Genomic DNA, 12,454 nt, shown 5'->3' on the forward strand with positions numbered 1-12,454 from the left:
CGCGCCGCACGTTTAAATGTCCCCGTCCCCGTTTGGGGCTGGGCAGTCACGCAGAGCTAGATCCATGGCCCGCCAGCATAAAATCGAAGACTACCGTAACTTCGGCATCATGGCGCACATCGACGCCGGAAAGACGACGACGACCGAGCGGATCCTGTATTACACGGGTAAGTCGCACAAGATCGGCGAAGTCCACGACGGCGCCGCGACCATGGACTGGATGGACCAGGAACAAGAGCGCGGCATCACGATCACGTCGGCCGCGACGACCGCTTTCTGGAAAGACAAGCGCCTCAACATCATCGACACCCCAGGCCACGTCGACTTCACGATTGAAGTCGAGCGCAGCCTGCGCGTTCTCGACGGCGCCGTGACGGTGCTGGACGGCAACGCCGGCGTCGAGCCGCAGACCGAAACCGTCTGGCGCCAGGCCGACAAGTACAAGGTTCCGCGGATCGTCTTCGTCAACAAGATGGACAAGATCGGCGCCGACTTCGACAAGTCGGTGGAATCGATCCGCGACCGTCTGGGCGCCAAGGCCGTTCCGATCCAATTCCCGATCGGTTCGGAATCCTCGCTGAGTGGCCTGGTCGACCTGGTCCGCATGAAGGCCGTGGTCTGGGACAACGACGCCCTGGGCGCCAACTTCCGCGACGAAGAAATCCCCGCCGACCTGCTGGACAAGGCCAAGGAAGCTCACGCCTACCTGGTCGAAGCCGCCGTCGAACTCGACGACGAAGCGATGGAAGCCTATCTGGGCGGCGAAGAGCCCTCGGAAGCCGTGCTGAAGAAGTGCATCCGCAAGGCCGTGCTGACCGGCGCCTTCTATCCGATCCTCTGCGGCTCGGCCTTCAAGAACAAGGGCGTGCAAACGCTCCTGGACGCCGTCGTCGACTACCTGCCGTCGCCGCTGGACATCCCGCCGACCAAGGGCATCGACTTCAAGACCGAAGAAGAAGTCGTGCGTCGCGCCTCGGACGAAGAGCCCCTGTCGGTTCTGGCGTTCAAGATCATGGACGACCCCTTCGTCGGTTCGCTGACCTTCTGCCGGATCTATTCGGGCAAGCTGGAAACCGGCATGAGCCTGCTGAACGCCACGCGCGACAAGCGCGAGCGCGTTGGCCGCATGCTGCTCATGCACTCCAACAACCGCGAAGACATCAAGGAAGCCTTCGCCGGCGACATCGTCGCCCTGGCTGGCCTGAAGGAAACCCGCACCGGCGACACCCTGTGCGATCCCCTGAAATCGCCGGTCATCCTGGAGCGCATGGAATTCCCGGCGCCGGTCATCGAGATCGCCGTTGAGCCCAAGTCCAAGGCCGACCAGGAAAAGCTGGGCGTCGCCCTGGCCAAGCTGGCCGCCGAGGATCCGTCCTTCACCGTCTCGACCGACTTCGAAAGCGGCCAGACGATCCTGAAGGGCATGGGCGAGCTGCACCTGGACATCAAGATCGACATCCTGAAGCGGACCTACAAGGTCGAAGCCAACATCGGCGCGCCGCAGGTTGCCTATCGCGAAAGCCTGGGCCGCAAGGTCGACATCGACTACACCCACAAGAAGCAGACCGGTGGTACGGGCCAGTTCGCCCGCGTCATGATCACCTTCGAACCGGGCGAGCCGGGTTCGGGCTTCGTGTTCGAAAACTCGATCGTCGGCGGCGCGGTGCCGAAGGAATACATCCCCGGCGTCCAGAAGGGTCTGGAGTCCGTCAAGGACAACGGTCTGCTGGCCGGCTTCCCGCTGATCGACTTCAAGGCGACCCTGACGGACGGCAAGTACCACGACGTCGACTCCAGCGTGCTGGCGTTCGAAATCGCGTCGCGCGCCGCCTTCAAGGAACTGCGTGAAAAGGGCGCTCCCAAGCTGCTCGAGCCGATCATGGCCGTCGAGGTCGTGACCCCGGAAGAGTATCTGGGTTCGGTCATCGGCGACCTGAATGCTCGCCGTGGCATGATCCAGGGCCAAGACATGCGCGGCAACGCCACGGTGGTGAACGCCTTCGTGCCGCTGGCCAACATGTTCGGCTACGTGAACACCCTGCGCGGCATGAGCCAAGGTCGCGCCCAGTTCACCATGCAGTACGACCACTACGAGCCGGTGCCGCAACACGTCGCTGACGAAGTGATCAAGAAGTACGCGTAAGCTTTCCCTTTCGGAAAAGCCCGCCAAGGACTAGGACGAGCTCCACGGAGCTCGTCCGCACACCACCCCAGAAGTTCAACCATTGCAGGCCCCTCTGGGGTCCGGAGCTAGAGAAAAATGGCCAAGGAAAAGTTCGAACGTAATAAGCCGCACTGCAACATCGGCACGATTGGTCACGTTGACCACGGCAAGACGACGTTGACGGCCGCGATCACCATCATCCTGGCCAAGTCGGGCGGCGCGACGGCGAAGAACTACGCCGACATCGACGCGGCGCCGGAAGAAAAGGCCCGCGGCATCACGATCAACACCGCGCACGTGGAATATGAGACGGCCAACCGTCACTACGCCCACGTCGACTGCCCCGGCCACGCCGACTACGTGAAGAACATGATCACGGGCGCGGCCCAGATGGACGGCGCGATCCTGGTCGTGTCGGCCGCCGACGGCCCGATGCCGCAGACCCGCGAGCACATCCTGCTGGCCCGTCAGGTCGGCGTGCCGGCGCTGGTCGTCTACATGAACAAGGTCGACCTGGTCGACGACGCCGAGCTGCTGGAACTGGTCGAGATGGAAGTGCGCGAGCTGCTCAGCTCGTACGACTTCCCGGGCGACGACATTCCGATCACCAAGGGTTCGGCCAAGGTGGCCATCGACGGCGGCGACCCGATCATCGGCGAGCAGTCGATCCTGGAACTGATGACCACGGTCGACACCTACATCCCGCAGCCGGCCCGCCCGGTTGACCAACCCTTCCTGATGCCGGTCGAAGACGTGTTCTCGATCTCGGGCCGCGGCACGGTCGTGACCGGCCGTATCGAAAAGGGCATCGTGAAGGTCGGCGAGGAAGTCGAGATCGTCGGCATCCGCGCCCCGCAGAAGACCACCTGCACCGGCGTTGAAATGTTCCGCAAGCTGCTGGACCAAGGTCAAGCCGGCGACAACGTGGGCGTGCTGCTGCGCGGCACCAAGCGCGAAGACGTCGAGCGCGGCCAAGTGCTGTGCAAGCCCGGTTCGATCACCCCGCACACCAAGTTCGCGGCCGAGGCCTACATCCTGACCAAGGAAGAAGGCGGTCGTCACACCCCGTTCTTCACCAACTATCGCCCGCAGTTCTACTTCCGCACCACGGACGTGACCGGGATCATCAAGCTGCGCGAAGGCGTGGAAATGATCATGCCGGGCGACAACGCCGAGCTGGACATCGAGCTGATCACCCCGATCGCCATGGACCAAGGCCTGCGCTTCGCCATCCGCGAAGGCGGCCGGACCGTCGGTTCGGGCGTCGTCTCCAAGATCGTCGAGTAGTCGATCGATCTTCAGCGACTAGGCTGACCTAAGCGAAGGCCCCGGAGGAAACTCCGGGGCCTTTTGCTTTGAGGCTCACCCACTTGCCCCCACCTGACCGCTTCGCGGTCTGTCCGCCCCCGTAGGGGGCGGAGCCTCCGAGCGAAGGCTCTTCCCCCTCCGGGGGAAGACGATCGCGAAGCGATCCGTAGGGGGCAAGTGGCGCTGGCTTTCCCAACGCGTTATCCTGCGCCTCGAACTCGGGGTGAGCTCTTGATCCGCAAACGCCACATGATCCTGGTCCTGGCCGTCCTCGTGGCCGCCTGCCAGAAGACGCCGGACCCGCCGTCGTCGATCCTGCCGCCGCCCGGCCTGGGCGACCGCGTGCGGGTGCTGAGCGCCGACGCCATGGTGATCGACGGGGCCCATGTGCGCCTGGCCAACGCCTATGCGCCGCAGGGCGTGCCGGACGCCCGCTGCTGGGCCGAGGCCACGGCGGCCCAGACCACCCTGGCCTGGGTGCGCGAGAAGATGAAGGCCGCTCGCGAGATCGCGGTCGAGCCCGGGACCGGCTTCGACGAGTTCCACCGCCAGCTGGCGGTCGTGAAGCTGGACGGCGTCGACCTGGGCCAGGAGATGTTCGAGAACGGCCTGGCGGCGCGACGCACCGACGGCCTGAACGGCCGCTTTTCCTGGTGCGAGCCGATCAGCGGCAAGGCGACCGGCGCGCCGACGGTGAATTCCCTGCTGGATTAGGGGCGGGGCTTATCGGCGTTCAACGCGATGCGTGGTCCTCGTCCTTCGACAAGCTCAGGATGAGGACCATGGTGTAGGCCTCGGCAGTCGAAAACCTCATCCTGAGCTTGTCGAAGGACGAGGTTTTCGCTTCCGGAACTACCCCCGCTCGACCACGTGGGCCGTCTCGTCGGCCTCGCGCGGGGTGGTCATGCGCGAGAGCTTGGGGGTCAGCCAATGCTCGAAGTCGTCGATGATCTCGTAGACCACCGGCACCAGCACCAGCGACAGCACGGTCGAGGTGATCAGGCCGCCGATCACCGCCACGGCCATCGGCTGGCGGAACTCCGACCCCGTGCCCAGGCCCATGGCGGTCGGCAGCATGCCCGCCATCATCGCCAGGGTGGTCATGACGATCGGCCGGGCCCGTTCGTGGCAGGCGTCGAGGATGGCCTCGCGCTGGCTCATGCCCGACCGCTCCTGCTCGATCGCGTACTCGACCAGCAGGATCGAGTTCTTGGCCGCCAGGCCCATCAGCATCAGGAAGCCGATCAGTGACGGCAGCGACAGCGCCTGGCCGGTGATCAGCAGGGCGAAGAACGCGCCGCCGATCGCCAGGGGCAGGGCCGACAGGATGGTGATCGGCTTGAAGAAGCTGCGGAACAGCAGCACCAGCACCCCGAACACCAGGCCGATGGCCGTCAGCAGGGCGATGGCGAAGCCGGTGAACAGCTCGATGAAGGCCTCCTGGTCGCCGGCGGCGTCCGGAGCCACGCCCGCCGGCAGCTTCTTCATGGTCGGCAGCTTGTTGACCTCGGCCATGGCCTGGCCCAGCTGGGCGCCGTTGTTCAGGTCGGCTTCGATGGTCAGCTGGCGCTTGCGGCCCAGACGATCGATCTTGGCCGGCCCGGCCTGGAACGACAGGTCCGCCACGGTGTCCAGCCGCGTGGTGCCGCCGTTGGCCGTGGGGATGCGCAGGGCGCCCAGGGCGTCGAGATCGGCGCGGGCGGCGGCCGGCAGGCGCACGCGGATCGGGATCCGGCGTTCGCCCTGGGTCATCTTGGCGACGTTGGCGTCGATGTCGCCGACCGTGGCCACGCGGGCGATGGCGGCGATGTCGGCGGCGCTGACGCCCAGGCGGGCGGCCTCGTCGGCCTTGGGCCGGATGACGATCTCCGGACCGCTGGGCGGGGTGGAGGGGCGCGGGTCGGCGATGGTCTTGAGGCCGCGCATCTCGCGCTCGACCTGGGCGGCCGTGCGTTCCAGCAGCGGGCCGTCCTCACCGGTCAGGATGGTGGAGACGTCCGACGAGCCCCAGTCGCCCAGCAGGTTCACCCGGGCGTCGGGAATGTCGTGCAGGCTGGTGCGGACGTCCTGCTTGAGCTGCGTGACCGTCATGTCGCGCTTGGGATTGAGCACGATGGTGACGGTGGCGTCGCGGATGTCGGCGCCGCTCTGGCCGTTCGGACCGCCGCTGCCGACGTTGGAGCCGACCTGGGCGAAGACGTGGGTGACCTCCGGACGCTTGCGGAACATGGTGGTCACCGCCTGGACTGTGCGGTCCATGTCGGTCGGGGTCGCGCCGGGCGGGCCTTGGACCTTGATGTAGTAGTAGTTGGCGTTGTTGGCCGGCTGGAAGGCCGTGGGCAGCAGCCCGGCCAGCATGACCGAGCCGACGAACACCGCGCCGCCGATGATGCAACTGAGGATGCGGTGATCCAGCGCCCAGTCCAGGGCGCCGCGATAGAAGCCCTTGAACTCGGGACGCGCGTGGGGATGGCGGGCCGGCTTGAGGAAGTAGGCGGCCATCAGCGGCGTCAGCAGGCGGGCGACCACCAGCGAGAACAGCACCGCGACGGCCACCGTCAGGCCAAATTCCTTGAAGAACTGGCCGGGCATGCCGGGCATGTAGGACACCGGCACGAACACCGCCACGATGGTGAAGGTGGTGGCCACGACCGCCAGGCCGATGGCGTCCGCGCCCTCCATCGCCGCCAGGTACGGCCTCTGGCCGCGGGCGACGCGCTTTTCGATGTTCTCGATCTCGACCACGGCGTCGTCGACCAGGATGCCGATGACCAGGGTCAGGGCCAGCAGGGTCACCACGTTCAGCGAGAAGCCCATGATCGCCATGAAGGCGAAGGTGGGGATCAGCGACACGGGCATGGCGATGGCGGTGATCAGGGTGGCCCGCCACTCGCGCAGGAACACGAACACCATCAGCGAGGCCAGCAGCATGCCTTCCAGCAGGGTGTGCTCGGTGGCGGCGAAGCTGGCGCGGGTCTCGTCGACGGTCGAGAAGATCTTCACGAACGTCACGCCGGGCTGCTTGGCCTCCAGCTGTTCGACCACCTTCTTGACGTTGTCCTCGACGGCGACGTCGCTGGAGTCGCGGGTCTTCATCACCTGGAAGCCGACCACGGCCTTGCCGTCCAGGCGGGCGAAGCCGCGCTCTTCTTCCGAACCCTGGCCCACCTGGGCCACGTCGGTCAGCTTCACATAGCGGCCGCCGGCGATGGGGATGGTGATGTCGCGCAGCTGCTCGACCGTGGTGGCCGCGCCCAGCACCCGCAGGGTCTGTTCGCGACCGCCGATTCGGGCCCGCCCGCCGGGGGCGTCGACGGAGAAGCCGGCCAGGGCCTGGCTGAGCTGCGGGGCGGTGACGCCGAACGAGGCCATGCGGTCGGGATCGATGACCACGTTGATCTCGCGGTTCATGCCGCCCACCCGGGCGACCTGGGCCACGCCCTTTTCGCCCTGCAGGGCGCGGGTGACGGTGTCGTCGATGAACCACGACAGCTCGGGCGAGCTCATGTTCGGGGCCGAGACGGCGTAGGTGATGATCGGGGCGCTGGTGATTTCCAGGCGCTGGACGATCGGCTCGTCGACCTCCTTGGGCAGGACGGCGCGCGTCTGGTCGATCTTGGAGCGCACCTCGTCGGTGACCTTCTGCAGGTCCTCGCCGAGGTTGAATTCGATGGTGGTGGTCGAGGCGCCCTGGACCACCGACGAGCGGATGGTCTTGACCCCCGCGATGCCGGCGATCGCGTCCTCGACGGGACGGGTGACCTGGGTCTCCATCTCGCCGGGCGCGGCCCCGCTCTGGGTGACCGTCACGACCACGGCGGGGAATTCGACGTTGGGGAACTGCTTGACCGGCAGCATCAGGTAGCACCCGATGCCGGCGACCATCAGGGCGATGAACAGGACCGCGACCGGGATCGGGTTCTTGATCGCCCAGGCTGAGATGCGGAGTTCGGCCATCAGCGCGCCGCCTGCTGGGTGTTGGTCGCGGGACGGATCGTGTCGCCGTCGGCGACGAACGAGGCGCCGCCCAGCACGATGCGGGTTCCGGCCGGCGGGCCCTGGACCAGCTGAGCCCAGCCGCCGCCCTTCTGGCCGATCTTCACCGCCACCTGGTGGGCGCGGTTGTTGCTGTCGACAGTCATCACCGACAGGCCGTCGGCCTCGTAGCGGATCGCCGATTCCGGAATGGCGGTGACCGCCGCGCCCGAAGCGCCGAAGGTGGCGCGGCCGAAGCCGCCGGGCCGCAGGTCGGGCCGGACGGGCAGGCGCACGCGCACCTTGCCCAGGCGGCTGTTGCTGTCGACGCGCGGGCTGACCAGGCGCACGACGCCCGAGATCGACTGGCCGCCGGGCAGGCTGACCTGGGCCGACTGGCCCTCGCGAATGCCCGGGAGATCGGCTTCATTGACCTCGGCGTCCAGCTCGACCAGGCCGTCGCGGGCGATGGTGAACCAGGGCGTGGTTCCGCCGCCGGCGATCTGGCCCGGCTGCACGCCGCGCTGCAGGACCCGGCCGCTGACCGGCGAGGTGATGGTCATGCGCGAGACGCGGGTGCGCAGTTCCTTCAGCGCCGCTTCCTGGGCCTTGGCCTGGTAGCGGCGGGTTTCGATCTGCTCCTGGCTCAGCACGCCCTGGCCGTCCAGGCCGGCGACGCGGGCCGCCTCGGCCTGGGACTGGGCGGTGACGGCCGCCTGCTGGTCGACCTGGGCGCGCAGCAGGGTGTCGTCCAGCTGGGCCAGGGGCTGGCCGGCGCGGACCCAGTCGCCTTCGTCGGCGTAGAGGCGGGCGACGCGGTAGCCGCTGAGTTCGGAGCCGACGGCGGCTTCCTCGCGCGAGACCAGCAGGCCCGAGGCCTCGACCCCGCCGCCCAGCGGCCGGGTCTCGACGGAGCCGACGCTGACGGTGCGGGCCTGGGCGGCGGCGGCGGCCCCCGCCTTACCCGATTGGGCCTTGTCCTTCTTGTCGCCACAGGCGGTCAGGCCCACCGAGGCGATCAGGATCATGGCGGCGAGCGCGGTGCGGGTCGTCATGGGAAAGGATCTCATTTCGAGGAAACTTGCTGGGTCTGGTCTTGCGGAACCAGGGCGTCGGGCGCCCAGCCGCCGCCCAGCGCCTTGTAGGCCTGGACGGCCCGTTGCAGGGCCTGGGTCTTGGCTCCGGTCAGGGCTGTGCGGCTGGCGCGCCAGGTCATTTCGGACTGCAGGGTGCTGGTCAGGTCGGTCAGGCCCAGGGTGTAGCCCTTGCGGCCGGCGGCGTAGGCGCGCTGGGCGCGGGCCTCGCCGTCGGTCAGCAAGGCCACGCGGCGCTGGTCGGCGGCCAGTTGCACCATGGCGTTCTCGGCCTCGCCATAGGCGGTCTGCACCGCCTTCTCATAGGCGATGGCCGCCTGTTGCGTGCGGGCGTTCTGGGCGTCGATGTCGGCCAGCAGGGACGGGATGTTCAGCACCGGGATCGAAATATTGGCGCCCAGCGTCCAGGCCGAGCTGGTGGTCGAGGTCTTGCCGCCGGTCGTCGCGCCGGACTCGGTGATGAACGGGAAGGCCGGCGACACGCTCTTGGACCAGCCGACGCCGGGCGTCAGGTTCAGGGTCGGCAGTAGGGCCAGTTCGTTGATCTTCAGATTGCCGGCCGCCGAGGCCAGGCGCGCCTGGGCCTCGCGAATGTCGGGCCGCCGCGCCAACAGGGCGTCGGGGAGGGTGGCGGGGATCGGCGGGGCGGCGTCCAGCGTGGCGTCGACCGGCAGGCTGGCGACCGGATCTATGCCCCGCCCGACCAGGATGAGCAGGGTGCGGCGGGCGGCGGTCAGCTGGCCTTGCAGGTTCTCGACCTGGGCCAGGCTCTGGGCCTCGTCGGCGGCGGCGCGGTCGGCCTCGGAGCTGGCGATCAGGCCGGCCTTGGCCTTCTTGGTCGAGAACTCGCGCAGTTCGCCGTTGATGCGGGCGGTCTCCTGGGCGTCGTCCAACTGCACGGCCAGGCCGCGCGCGTCGAAATAGGACTGGGCGACGCTGGCGGCCAGGGCGGCGCGGGCGCCTTCGTAATTGAAGCGGGCGGCGGCCAGGTCGTTGTCGACCACCTGGCGGGCGGCCCGGCGACGGCCCCAGAGGTCCAGCTCCCAGGAGACGTCGAAATTGGCGCCATAGCTTTCGCTATCGCCGCCCTGGGTGAAGCTGGCGCCTTTGCTGTCGAGGATATCGGTGTGGGTCTTGCTGGCCTTGCCGGTCAGCGGGGTCGAGGGGATGTAGAGCTGGCGCACCTGTCCTTTGCGGACGGCGCGCGCCTCTTCCAGCTTGGCCGTGGCGGTGCGGGCGTCGGGCGCCTTTTCCAGAGCGGTCTCGATCAGGGCGGTCAGCTGCGGATCGTTGAAGCTGGTCCACCAGCGATCCAGCGTCGCTTGGGGCAGGGCGGCGCCGGCGGGCGCCGCGTAGGCGGCCGGCAGGCGGGTGTCGGGCGTCGGGCGCGGGGTGTGCACGCAGCCGGCCAGGGCCAGGCCCGCCAGGCTCAAGGCCAGGATGGAGGCTCCGGATCGGAATGGCCGAGGGCGCTGGCGCTCTCCGGTCATGATTTCACTCATCAACAAACACCTGCAGGCGCGACCGAAGGGGGAGGACGGTCGCCGGTTTTTCAGTGAGGCCCGGGAGCCGACGGCGGAAGGTTGGCGACAGCGTGGTAGACATCAGCGACCTGATCCAGGAAGCGCTCGATCACCTGGCGCTCGGCCGGGGAGAGGCCGGCGATCACGCCGTCCAGTCCGTCCAGCATCGGGGCCAACTGCACGAAAGCCCGGTCGATCGAGGCCTCCAGCGGCACGACGCAGATCTTGCGCCGGTCGCCGGCCTGGCGTTCCCGCGTCACATGGCCGGCCCGCTCCAGGCGATCGACGATCTGGGTGGCGGCGGCCGTGGTCACCTTCAAATGCTCGGCCAGCTGGCCCGGCGTCATGGGGCCGTGGCTCAGAAGCTGCTCCAGGGCGGCCATGTCGGTGACATTGACGCCCAGGCTCTCGCCGATCTTGCGGCTGACCTGGCGGGTCAGGACGGAAATGGTCTTCAGCCGCTGACCGATCGGGTCGCGGGACACTGGCGAGGTCCGCCACGCTCCGGGCGCTGAATGGGGATCGTCCGTCATGGCGGTGATCCATATTGTTAAACGATTTAACAGTCAAATCACTTAGCGATATGGTTGCGGACCCTGAAGCGCGCACCGCGCGATTGATCGTCAGGTCCTTCATCGCGCAAACCCCCAAGGCGCCGACCGCGCGACTAACGCGAGCGACCGCCGTTCGTTCAATTGGGGGCGCGACCGGCGGGATGAAAGGTGCGGCGTCATCGCATTTTCTCCTGCCGACGGTTGATGACGGGCGATGCGGCCGTTCGCTCTCATGGAAATGACGAGCGAGGGAGCGGCCGTGCGACATCGGCGGGGGATTATTTTAGGGGGCGGAGCGGCGAACGCTCGCCCCCCACGGACCGCTTCGCGGTCGTCTTCCCCCGGAGGGGGAAGAGGCGTCGCGTTCGCCTCCGCCCGCTATGGGGGCGGACAGACGGCGAAGCCGTCAGGCGGGGGCAAGTCGGTGAGCCGCCTTACTTCGAAAACAGCCCCGTCAGCAGCGGCCGGGCGAACAGCCGGGCGGCGTCTTCGCGTTCCATGCCCGGAACCCACACGCCCAGCGAGGCGGCGGCGTTGAGCATCGAGTTGATCATGTGGGCCGCGATCATCGGGTCGACCGCCCGCACCGAGCCCTCGGCCACGCCGTCCGAGATGATCGCCGCGAAGCGTTCGGAACCGCGGTTGTAGCCCTGGGCCATCTCGTGGCGGATCTCGATCGGCAGGGCCCCCATCGACGAGGCGCGCAGCAGCGGACCGTGGTCCGACAGCTGGTAGGCGACCAGGGCGGCGGTCGCCGACGACAACTGCTCCCAGCTGTCCTTGGCCAGGGCGCGGGCGTCGGCCTGGGCCTTGCGGGTGACGGCGAAGGTGCGCTCGAAGCACTCGACCACCAGGGCGTCCTTGTCCTCGTGGTGGTGGTAGAACGAGCCCTTGGTGACGTTCAGCTGGGCCGAGATGTCCTCGACCGAAGCCCCGCGATAGCCGCGCTGGTTGATCAACCGGGTGGCGGCGACCAGGAAGGTTTCGCGCCAGTCCTGGCCCTCGGGCGCCTCGGGCGTCGGGTCGGGCAGGGCGATCGGCGCCCACTCTTCTCCAGGCGGGACCCGGCCGGGGGCGGACAGGCCGTGGACCAGGATGTCGTACATCTTGTCGCGCACGCGGCCATAGTCGTCGACGTCGTAGCGGCGCAGCCACGAGCCCGACCAGAACACCTGCTCTAGCAGCAGATGGGTGCGGGCGTTGCGGTCGCGCTTGTCCAGGTGGTCGAACTCGGGCCCCTCGAAGAAGCCGCGCACGCGCCGGAACAGGTCGTTGAACGCGCCCTGCACCGAGCCGCGCAGGGGCTCCTTCAGGGCCCGCATCTCGGTGAAGCTGGTCAAGGGCGCGGCCTCGCCCAGGCGCACCCGGCGGTTCAGGTCGAGATAGAGGTCCAGGAAGGCCAGCAGCCGGCTGGGGGCGTCGGGCGCCTTGCCCGCCTCGCCGACCAGGGCGTCGAAACGTTCCAGGCCGCGCATGAAGCAGGCGGCCGCCAGATCGTCCTTCTTGCGGTAGTAATAGGTGACGCTGGTGGTGATCAGCCCGACCTTGGCGGCGACGTCGGCCAGGGTCATGCCCTTGACGCCCTGACGGTTCAGGATGGCGGTCGCGGCGGCGAGGATCGCCTCTTTCTTCTTCGCGTACCGCTCGGTGGCGGGGCTCGCGATCCGGCCGTCGTCCATGTGTCGCCCCCTTGTTCGCGGCCTGCGCGCGGCTCCTTTGGACCCGTTGGTCCAATTTAGGAAGCCCCACCTTCACGACAAGGCGCGCGACTCGCTTCGGCGCTGCTTTCGTGGGCGCGGAATCTTGCGGCCGTGTTGCGGAATTGAGGCGGCGGCG

General features: G+C 68.0%; 8 protein-coding genes and 1 pseudogene. 4 read left to right on the plus strand and 5 right to left on the minus strand.

The window, feature by feature from the left end; genetic code table 11:
* Positions 1 to 64: 64 nt before the first annotated feature.
* The 4 genes and pseudogenes from fusA to G3M62_RS26875 all read left to right on the plus strand — a co-directional run.
* Positions 65 to 2,143 (plus strand): elongation factor G, encoded by a 2,079-nt coding sequence (fusA, locus tag G3M62_RS04265; RefSeq protein WP_165184994.1) that lies wholly within the window; start codon positions 65 to 67, stop codon positions 2,141 to 2,143.
* A gap of 117 nt (positions 2,144 to 2,260) precedes the next feature.
* Positions 2,261 to 3,451, plus strand: a complete 1,191-nt coding sequence (gene tuf, locus G3M62_RS04270) for an elongation factor Tu (RefSeq protein WP_165184995.1) — start codon at positions 2,261 to 2,263, stop codon at positions 3,449 to 3,451.
* A gap of 252 nt (positions 3,452 to 3,703) precedes the next feature.
* A complete protein-coding gene (locus G3M62_RS04275) occupies positions 3,704 to 4,186 on the plus strand; it encodes a thermonuclease family protein (RefSeq protein WP_165184997.1) in 483 nt (160 codons plus the stop codon).
* Between the two features lie 38 nt (positions 4,187 to 4,224).
* Positions 4,225 to 4,320: pseudogene (locus tag G3M62_RS26875) on the plus strand (hypothetical protein); the annotation flags it as partial.
* Between the two features lie 4 nt (positions 4,321 to 4,324).
* On the opposite strand, the gene G3M62_RS04280 reads toward G3M62_RS26875, so the two are convergent.
* From G3M62_RS04280 to G3M62_RS04300, 5 genes are all read right to left on the minus strand, one after another.
* Positions 4,325 to 7,429, minus strand: a complete 3,105-nt coding sequence (locus G3M62_RS04280; protein ID WP_165184999.1) for an efflux RND transporter permease subunit — start codon at positions 7,427 to 7,429, stop codon at positions 4,325 to 4,327.
* On the minus strand, positions 7,429 to 8,517 hold the full coding sequence (locus tag G3M62_RS04285) for an efflux RND transporter periplasmic adaptor subunit (protein ID WP_165185000.1): 1,089 nt from the start codon (positions 8,515 to 8,517) through the stop codon (positions 7,429 to 7,431). Before G3M62_RS04285 ends, G3M62_RS04280 begins: the two co-directional genes overlap by 1 nt.
* Positions 8,514 to 10,031: an efflux transporter outer membrane subunit gene (locus G3M62_RS04290; protein WP_165185002.1), complete on the minus strand. Its 1,518-nt coding sequence runs from the start codon at positions 10,029 to 10,031 to the stop codon at positions 8,514 to 8,516. The genes G3M62_RS04285 and G3M62_RS04290 overlap by 4 nt, the downstream gene beginning before the upstream one ends.
* A 62-nt stretch (positions 10,032 to 10,093) precedes the next feature.
* Positions 10,094 to 10,597, minus strand: a complete 504-nt coding sequence (locus G3M62_RS04295; protein ID WP_165185003.1) for a MarR family winged helix-turn-helix transcriptional regulator — start codon at positions 10,595 to 10,597, stop codon at positions 10,094 to 10,096.
* A gap of 455 nt (positions 10,598 to 11,052) precedes the next feature.
* Complete coding sequence (locus G3M62_RS04300; RefSeq protein WP_165185005.1) at positions 11,053 to 12,297, minus strand: TetR/AcrR family transcriptional regulator; 1,245 nt, start codon at positions 12,295 to 12,297, stop codon at positions 11,053 to 11,055.
* Positions 12,298 to 12,454: the final 157 nt, after the last annotated feature.

Source organism: Caulobacter soli (assembly GCF_011045195.1).
Lineage (GTDB): Bacteria > Pseudomonadota > Alphaproteobacteria > Caulobacterales > Caulobacteraceae > Caulobacter > Caulobacter soli.

Bases quoted from the DNA above. Each gene is read 5' to 3' on its own strand.
- G3M62_RS04285 (WP_165185000.1), bottom strand. From the start codon at position 8,517: ATGAGATCCTTTCCCATGACGACCCGCACCGCGCTCGCCGCCATGATC.
- G3M62_RS04295 (WP_165185003.1), bottom strand. From the start codon at position 10,597: ATGACGGACGATCCCCATTCAGCGCCCGGAGCGTGGCGGACCTCGCCA.
- tuf (WP_165184995.1), top strand. From the start codon at position 2,261: ATGGCCAAGGAAAAGTTCGAACGTAATAAGCCGCACTGCAACATCGGC.
- fusA (WP_165184994.1), top strand. From the start codon at position 65: ATGGCCCGCCAGCATAAAATCGAAGACTACCGTAACTTCGGCATCATG.
- G3M62_RS04290 (WP_165185002.1), bottom strand. From the start codon at position 10,031: ATGACCGGAGAGCGCCAGCGCCCTCGGCCATTCCGATCCGGAGCCTCC.
- G3M62_RS04300 (WP_165185005.1), bottom strand. From the start codon at position 12,297: ATGGACGACGGCCGGATCGCGAGCCCCGCCACCGAGCGGTACGCGAAG.
- G3M62_RS04280 (WP_165184999.1), bottom strand. From the start codon at position 7,429: ATGGCCGAACTCCGCATCTCAGCCTGGGCGATCAAGAACCCGATCCCG.